Below are 7,869 nucleotides of genomic sequence, written 5' to 3' on the forward strand. Positions count from 1 at the left end.
ATGCTTAATCAGGCGGGCCTGAGAAGGCCCGCTATCCACCCTAATCGGGGGCATTTTATGCTGCGTCTTCAAAAGCTGACGAAAACCTACAGGACCGGAGATCAGGCACTGAAGGCCATCGATCTTGAGGTGCCCAAAGGGCAGGTGCTTGCACTGATCGGGCCCTCGGGTGCGGGAAAATCGACGATGATCCGCTGCATCAACCGTTTGGTTGAGCCTACAAGCGGCGGTGTTCTTCTGGATAACATGGACCTGACCAAACTCGGGTCGGGTGCGTTGCGGAAAGCACGCCGCGAAATGGGTATGATCTTTCAGGAATATGCTCTGGTCGAACGCCTCACCGTGATGGAAAACGTATTGTCCGGTCGGTTGGGGTATGTCGGATTCTGGCGCAGTTTTCTACGGCGGTATCCGCAGTCGGATGTGGACGAGGCTTTCCGCCTGCTGGACCGGGTGGGGCTGTTGCATATGGCTGACAAACGCGCGGACGAGTTGTCGGGTGGTCAACGCCAAAGGGTCGGTATCTGCCGCGCCCTGATCCAGGACCCAAAGTTGTTGCTGGTCGATGAACCGACCGCGTCGCTGGATCCGAAGACCAGTCGTCAGATCATGCGGTTGATCACCGAACTGTGTCAGGAGCGTGGGCTGGCGGCTATCATCAACATCCATGACGTAGCACTAGCCCAGATGTTCGTTCCCCGTGTCGTGGGCCTCCGCTTTGGCGAAATCGTGTTTGATGGCCTTCCAACAGGGCTTACCCCGGAAAAGCTGACCGAGATTTACGGTGAGGAAGACTGGGAAGCGACCATCGAAAAAGTGGATGAGGGCGAAGATGTCGAGGCCGCAGAATGAGCCATCGAGAACTTGACGACATGCTGGGAAAAGGTTGGCGCAAACCGGCCTTTATCAAAAACACGTTGCTGCGCAGGGCATTGATACTGGGGTTCTTCGCCTACCTGATTGCGGCTTTTATGACCATCGATGTTGATTGGGGCAGGGTCTATGAGGGACTGGACAGGGGATGGGCGTTCGTCCTTGCCTTTACCAGCCCAGATTTCATTTCACGGTGGTCAGATATCTGGGCCGGTCTTCTGGAAAGCATTGTGATGACCGTGGCCGCTTCGGTTGTCGGTATCCTGATTTCGATCCCGATAGGATTGGGGGCTGCACGTAATATCGCCCCGTTGCCAATCTACATAATGTGCCGCGGCATTGTCGCGTTAAGCCGGGCATTGCAGGAAATTATCGTTGCCATTTTGCTTGTGGCCATCTTTGGCTTTGGCCCGCTGGCAGGATTTTTGACGCTGTCTTTCGCAACCATTGGGTTTCTTTCCAAGCTTTTGGCCGAAGATATCGAGGCGATGGACAAAGTTCAGGCTGAGGCGATTCAGGCCTCTGGTGCACGATGGCTGCAATGGATCAACTACGGGGTTCAGCCTCAGATCATGCCTAGGCTTGTGGGTCTTTCCATGTACCGGATCGACATCAATTTCCGGGAAAGCGCTATTCTGGGGCTGGTGGGGGCAGGCGGCATTGGCGCGACACTCAACACCGCGTTTGATCGATATGAATATGATACGGCAGCCGCCATTCTGATCCTTATCATCGGGATCGTCATGGCCCTCGAATACCTTTCGGGAATTATCCGCGCGAGGGTTCAGTAATGCCCGTTCTTGAACGCGACGATACACAAATCTGGCGCAGGCGGACGACGGGCCAAAGCCTGGTCCGCTGGTTTGGCTGGCTTCTGGGAGTAGCGGTTTTTGTCTACTGTTGGCAGCTCATTTCGGAATCGACAACCTGGTTTTTCGTCTGGGACGCACCCCGTATCGCCAACGACATCTGGACCCGCGCAACACCTCCGAAATGGGATTATATTACCCAGCTGGGTCGCCCGATCTGGGATACACTGAACATCGCTACACTGGGCACGATCATCGCTCTGTGCATGGCCGTGCCGGTTGCCTTTTTGGCGGCCCGCAATACTACCCCGTCGGCGTTGTTCATCCGCCCCATTGCCTTGTTGGTCATTGTCTCGACCCGCTCAATCAACTCGCTGATCTGGGCGCTGCTATTGATCGCTATCATCGGACCGGGCGTGTTCGCCGGTGTCATAGCAATCGCCATTCGTTCAATCGGGTTTTGCGCTAAACTTCTTTATGAAGCGATTGAAGAGATTGATCACGGTCAGGTCGAGGCGATCACAGCCACCGGTGCTTCGCGGTGGCAAGTCATGGCATATGGGATCGTTCCGCAAATCCTGCCAGCTTTTGCCGGAATTGCGGTCTTTCGTTGGGATATCAATATTCGCGAGTCTACAGTGCTTGGTCTGGTTGGTGCCGGTGGCATCGGGTTGCAGCTCTCGGCCTCGCTTAATGTTCTGGCGTGGCCGCAAGTCAGCCTCATCCTGATTGTAATTCTTTTTGCGGTCATGATCAGCGAATGGGTTTCGGCAAAAGTACGAGGAGCGATCATTTGACCGGATTCTCAGCGCAAGAGGCTTTTAAGGCATACGAAGCCGTCCGGCACCGCCTTCCAGATATTGAACCGAACGACGTGAGCTATCGTCGTATCGAGACCCTTTCCGAAATTATGGATGAGTTTGACGTATTTCTTCTGGATGCGTTCGGGGTTCTCAATATCGGAGAAACGGCAATCCCCGAAACACCTGAACGGATCAAGTCACTGACGGATGCGGGCAAACGTGTCCTGGTGGTTTCGAATGCCGCCGGGTTTCCCCACGCCACGCTGTTGGAGAAATACACCAGGCTGGGATATGACTTCGCACCGCAGGATGTGATTACCAGTCGGGCTACGTTGCTGTCCGGGCTGAATGGCCGACGTGGGATGCACTGGGGTTTGATGGCGACACCCAGCGCCGGTCTTCGCGACTTGGAAGGTTTGAAATTAACCTATCTGGAAGATGACCCGCAGCCCTACGAAACCGTTGATGGTTTTCTGATGATCGGGTCAGCCGCCTGGACTGAAGCCCGACAAGCGATGTTGGAGGCGGCATTGCTAAGCCGACCCCGCCCGGTATTGGTTGGCAACCCGGACATCGTTGCCCCACGCGAGTACGGCTTTTCCAAAGAACCCGGTCTTTTCGCGCACCGTTTGGCCGACCGGACGGGTGTAGTGCCACAGTTTTATGGAAAGCCTTTCGGCAATATCTATGATCTTGCTTTTCAGCGACTTGGGCCCGTCGACAAATCCCGCGTTCTGATGGTAGGTGACAGTCTGCATACTGACATTCTGGGCGCGCGTCATGCCGGAGTGGCTTCCGCACTTGTCTCGGATTTTGGGTTCTTCGCCGGGCATGATGTCGAGGAAGCGATCAAGCAAGCAGCGATCGTGCCGGACTTTGTCGTGACCCGACCTTAAGATTCTGAAGTAAAGCGTATTTTTGGCAGAGCGAACGGGCAGCGTTGATTTGCAGAAGGCGCGCGTAACAATGATTATGTTGCTTTTTTGGGTGTATCCAGTTGGCGATTTTCGCCTAACGGCAAATTCTCACAGTCTCGGAAACTCGAATCCGGTTCTTCCGCATCCTAACAATCTGGAACTCAATATTAAGGGTCACTTGCGAGAATTCAAACTTTCTCAGGCCGGAAAAACCGATGTTTTCTTGACTGTTCCATAAACAAAGCTGGTGTCGATCGAAGCTATTCCACCGATCGGGTGAATTCGGTTTCGAATAAAGTCTTCGTATGCTTCGAGGTCCGATACCAATACCCGCAACTGGTAATCCATTGCGCCGGTCAGCACATGGCATTCTAGAACTTCATCGATCATTCGAACGCGTTTTTCGAATTTCTGCACATCTGTTTCATTGTGCCGCTCAAGCCGGATACGGACAAAGACGGTTATCGCCATCCCGTATGCAGCAGCGTCCACATCGGCACTGTACCCCTTGATGACACCGCTGGCCTCAAGGTTTTTGACCCGTCGCAGACACGGCGAAGGAGACAGATTGACCTCATCAGCAAGATTCTGGTTCGTCATACGCCCGTCCCGCTGCAATGCTCGAATGATCTGTCTGTCTTTGGCGTCCATTTTCCCTCCAATTTTAGCATAATATGCCAATATTCACAATTAATGTGGCATTAATTGCAACCCATTGCTCAAAGTAAAGGCGCAAAGTGGTAACAACTTAGATCAGGAGCTCACCGTGACCCACACAACCGGATTTGCCACTCGCGCCATTCATCATGCCTACAATCCATTTGAAAACGATGGTGCGCTGACCCCGCCCCTCCACTTGACCTCAACCTTCTCCTTCGAAACCGCAGAGGCCGGCGGTGAAATGTTTGCTGGTGAGCGCGCAGGTCATATCTATAGTCGGATATCGAACCCTACTTGTGACCTTCTTGAAAAGCGTATTGCCGTGCTGGAAGGTGCCGAGGCTGGGCTTGCACTGTCCAGCGGGATGGGCGCAATTACCGCCGTACTTTGGACCCTGCTGTCGCCAGGTGACGAAGTCATTGTCGACAAGACGCTCTACGGCTGCACATTCGCTTTCATGCGCCACGGTCTGGCAAAATGGGGTGTCACTATTACCCACGTCGACATGACGGACCCTGCGAACCTGAAAGCCGCTGTTTCTGAAAAAACCCGCGTCGTCTATTTCGAAACCCCAGCGAATCCAAACATGCGCTTGGTGGATATCGCTGCCAGTTCAGAGATTGCACATTCTGTCGGTGCACAGGTTGTGGTCGACAATACATATGCCAGCCCATATCTGACCCGCCCGATCGAGCACGGCGCGGACATCGTCCTGCACTCCGCAACCAAATATCTGGGCGGGCATGGCGATGTGGTCGCGGGTCTTGTGGTCGGAACCGCCGAGCAGATTTCTGAGATCCGGCTTGTCGGCATGAAGGACATGACAGGCGCAGTGATGGCACCTTTCAACGCAATGCTGATCCTGCGTGGACTGAAGACACTGAACCTGCGACTGGATCGCCACTGTGCGTCCGCCAAGGTTGTCGCCGATTACCTTCAGGCACACCCGGCCGTCAGTGAGGTTTATTTCCCGGGGCTTGAGAGTTTTGCCCAGCACGATGTCGCACAACGGCAGATGTCGCAGCCCGGCGCCATGATCGCCTTTGAAATCAAGTCTGGCCTTTCCGGTGGCATCGAGTTCATGAACCGCCTGAACATGATCCAGCGCGCCGTGTCCTTGGGGGACGCAGAAACCCTGATCCAGCACCCGGCATCCATGACTCATTCGACTTATACTGCGGAAGAACGGGCAGAACATGGGATCAGCGACGGTCTAATCCGTCTTTCCGTCGGGCTGGAAGACGTTGATGATATCCTTGCAGATTTAGAGCAAGCTTTGCCCTACCCTGCCCGCAGTGCCGCCTGAGTCTCGGAGACCACCATGCCATATGATCCCAACCAGTTGAAAACCGTTGAACAGCGTCTGCTGTGGTTGTCGCATTGGATGATCCACCATGCCAATCATATCCGGCCCAAGGTTGATGGGATAAAGGTCGGTGGTCACCAAGCGTCGTCCGCGTCGATGGTTTCGATCATGACTGCGCTATACTTTTCGGCTTTGCGTCCCGAAGATCGGGTTGCGGTCAAACCGCATGCATCACCGGTTTTCCACGCGATGCAGTACCTCATGGGCAACCAGACCCGCGAAAAGATGGAAAACTTTCGCGGGTTTGGCGGCGTGCAAAGTTATCCCAGCCGGACAAAGGATATCGATGATGTCGACTTCTCGACAGGTTCGGTAGGTTTGGGTGTCGCGATCACCTCGTTTGCTTCGATCATTCAGGACTACGTCAAGGCCAAAAACTGGGGGGCAGAAGCCCCGATGGGGCGCATGGTGGCGCTTGTAGGCGACGCTGAACTGGATGAAGGCAACGTATACGAAGCATTGCAGGAAGGCTGGAAAAACGGCCTGCGCAACACGTGGTGGATTGTCGACTACAACCGGCAGTCGCTTGACGGCATCGTTCGTGAAGGATTGTTCGAACGGATCGAAAAAATCTTTGATGCCTTCGGATGGGATGTTGTGCGCGTGAAGCACGGCGTGTTGCAGCGCGCGGCCTTCAAAGAACCTGGCGGCGATCGGCTGCGTGACTGGATTGATGCCTGCTCGAACCAGGAATACTCGGCCCTGACGTTCATGGGTGGCGAGGTTTGGCGAAAGCGCCTCATGGACGATCTTGGCGATCAGGGGGATGTGACGGCGCTGATCGAACGGCGCACAGATGCCGAACTCGCTGCATTGATGGAAAACCTCGGCGGCAACTGCGTTGAGACCATGGCCCAAACTTTTGCCGCCATCGAACATGACCGCCCTACCTGTTTCCTGGCCTACACTGTCAAGGGATGGGGCACGCCAATTGCGGGCCACAAGGACAACCACGGCGGGCTGATGAACAACAGCCAGTTCGTCGCGTGGCAAGAACATATGGGCGTGCCCGCCGGCGAGGAATGGGAGCCGCTTGCGGCAGTGCAGGACCCGGAGGCGCTGAAAGACTTTCTGTCGAAAGTTCCCTTCTTTGCCAAAGGTCCGCGACGCTATTTCGATGACAAGCTGGATGTTCCATCTATTGACATTGACACAAGCCGCGAAATTTCTACCCAAATGGCTTTCGGCAAGATTTTGGATGACTTGTCGAAAGGCGACAGCCAATTGGCCGAGCGCATCCTGACGACGTCTCCTGATGTCACAGGCACAACAAACCTTGGCCCGTGGGTAAACCGGCGCAAACTGTTTGCCAGATCCGAGCAAGCCGACGCTTTTATTGAGCATCGTATCCCCTCGACGGCAAAATGGGAATTTACTCCCGAAGGGCAACATATCGAGCTTGGTATTGCCGAGATGAACCTCATGTTGCTTTTGGGCGCTGCGGGCCTTTCGCATTCCCTGTTCGGCAAGCGGCTAATCCCGATCGGTACTGTGTATGACCCCTTTGTCAGCCGTGGCCTCGATGCGCTCAATTATGCTTGTTATCAGGATGCGCGCTTTATGCTGGTAGGCACGCCTTCGGGCATAACGCTGGCCCCAGAAGGCGGCGCGCATCAATCCATTGGCACACCTTTGATCGGGATGAGCCAGGACGGGCTGGCGGCCTTTGAGCCAGCCTTTGCTGATGAACTGGCGGTGATAATGGAGTGGGCCTTTGACTATCTGCAGCGTAACGGTGAAGGGCAACCGGACGAACGCACCTGGCTGCGTGACGAAACAGGCGGTTCGGTTTATCTGCGCTTGACGACAAACCCGATTGAACAGCCTGGCAAACGCGTGGACGATGAGTTCCGTCAAGGTGCTATTGATGGCGCATACTGGTTGCGAAAACCGGGGCCGAATTGCGAGGTCGTAATCGCCTATCAGGGGGCCGTTGCACCCGAAGCGATCAAAGCCGCTGGCGTGATGGGCGAAGGACGCAAAGACATCGGAGTGCTGGCGGTGACTTCGGCAGACCGGCTAAACGCTGGGTGGACGGCAGCGCAACGGGCGCGTTCGCGCGGCAATCAGGCGGCTCGGTCCCACATCGAAACTTTGATGTCCGGTCTGCCGCGCCACTGCAAGCTGGTTACCGTGATTGACGGACACCCCGCGACATTGTCTTGGCTGGGTGCCGTACAGGGACATCAGACCATCCCATTGGGGGTCGAACATTTTGGTCAGACAGGGACAATTGGCGACCTCTATCGGCACCATTGCATTGACGCGGACGCTATCCTGGAGAAGGTGAATGGTCTGACCCATGGCAAGGCTTTGCTTCGCACATGAGCAGCGGTGTTGGACGTCACAGCTAGGTGTTCAGTCCCGGCATTTGGTGGATCGGATTTAGGATGAATCGATCTGGCTCTAAAGTCCAGATCTTGCAGACGTATTCATAGGGC

7 protein-coding genes are annotated in these 7,869 nt (G+C 55.1%); 6 read left to right on the forward strand and 1 reads right to left on the reverse strand.

Features of this window, described 5'->3' with window-relative positions; all coding sequences use genetic code 11:
* Window positions 1-57 precede the first annotated feature (57 nt).
* The 4 genes from phnC to ACR0LL_RS18630 are packed head-to-tail and all read left to right on the forward strand — an operon-like array spanning window position 58 to window position 3,381.
* The gene (gene phnC / locus ACR0LL_RS18615; RefSeq protein ID WP_480588689.1) at window positions 58-852 is read left to right on the forward strand and encodes a phosphonate ABC transporter ATP-binding protein; all 795 of its coding nucleotides are present in this window, start codon (window positions 58-60) and stop codon (window positions 850-852) included.
* A complete protein-coding gene (phnE, locus tag ACR0LL_RS18620) occupies window positions 849-1,664 on the forward strand; it encodes a phosphonate ABC transporter, permease protein PhnE (protein WP_209507091.1) in 816 nt (271 codons plus the stop codon). The genes phnC and phnE (ACR0LL_RS18620) overlap by 4 nt, the downstream gene beginning before the upstream one ends.
* Entirely contained in the window at window positions 1,664-2,479 is an 816-nt protein-coding gene (gene phnE, locus ACR0LL_RS18625) for a phosphonate ABC transporter, permease protein PhnE (RefSeq protein ID WP_267366604.1), read from the forward strand. The genes phnE (ACR0LL_RS18620) and phnE (ACR0LL_RS18625) overlap by 1 nt, the downstream gene beginning before the upstream one ends.
* Window positions 2,443-3,381: an HAD-IIA family hydrolase gene (locus ACR0LL_RS18630; protein ID WP_480588690.1), complete on the forward strand. Its 939-nt coding sequence runs from the start codon at window positions 2,443-2,445 to the stop codon at window positions 3,379-3,381. The genes phnE (ACR0LL_RS18625) and ACR0LL_RS18630 overlap by 37 nt, the downstream gene beginning before the upstream one ends.
* A 219-nt stretch (window positions 3,382-3,600) precedes the next feature.
* On the opposite strand, the gene ACR0LL_RS18635 is transcribed toward ACR0LL_RS18630, so the two are convergent.
* A complete protein-coding gene (locus tag ACR0LL_RS18635; RefSeq protein WP_480483733.1) occupies window positions 3,601-4,053 on the reverse strand; it encodes an Lrp/AsnC family transcriptional regulator in 453 nt (150 codons plus the stop codon).
* A gap of 115 nt (window positions 4,054-4,168) precedes the next feature.
* Between ACR0LL_RS18635 and ACR0LL_RS18640 the strand changes: the two genes are divergently transcribed.
* Entirely contained in the window at window positions 4,169-5,368 is a 1,200-nt protein-coding gene (locus tag ACR0LL_RS18640) for a methionine gamma-lyase (protein ID WP_480588691.1), read from the forward strand.
* 15 nt (window positions 5,369-5,383) lie between these two features.
* Window positions 5,384-7,756 (forward strand): 1-deoxy-D-xylulose-5-phosphate synthase N-terminal domain-containing protein, encoded by a 2,373-nt coding sequence (locus ACR0LL_RS18645; RefSeq protein ID WP_480588692.1) that lies wholly within the window; start codon window positions 5,384-5,386, stop codon window positions 7,754-7,756.
* Window positions 7,757-7,869: the final 113 nt, after the last annotated feature.

The sequence above is a fragment of the Ruegeria sp. AI2 genome (assembly GCF_056541275.1).

What these genes read in the sequence shown, in the direction of transcription:
- phnC (WP_480588689.1), top strand. Translation starts at nt 58, where the DNA reads ATGCTGCGTCTTCAAAAGCTGACGAAAACCTACAGGACCGGAGATCAG.
- phnE (WP_209507091.1), top strand. Translation starts at nt 849, where the DNA reads ATGAGCCATCGAGAACTTGACGACATGCTGGGAAAAGGTTGGCGCAAA.
- phnE (WP_267366604.1), top strand. Translation starts at nt 1,664, where the DNA reads ATGCCCGTTCTTGAACGCGACGATACACAAATCTGGCGCAGGCGGACG.
- ACR0LL_RS18630 (WP_480588690.1), top strand. Translation starts at nt 2,443, where the DNA reads ATGGGTTTCGGCAAAAGTACGAGGAGCGATCATTTGACCGGATTCTCA.
- ACR0LL_RS18635 (WP_480483733.1), bottom strand. Translation starts at nt 4,053, where the DNA reads ATGGACGCCAAAGACAGACAGATCATTCGAGCATTGCAGCGGGACGGG.
- ACR0LL_RS18645 (WP_480588692.1), top strand. Translation starts at nt 5,384, where the DNA reads ATGCCATATGATCCCAACCAGTTGAAAACCGTTGAACAGCGTCTGCTG.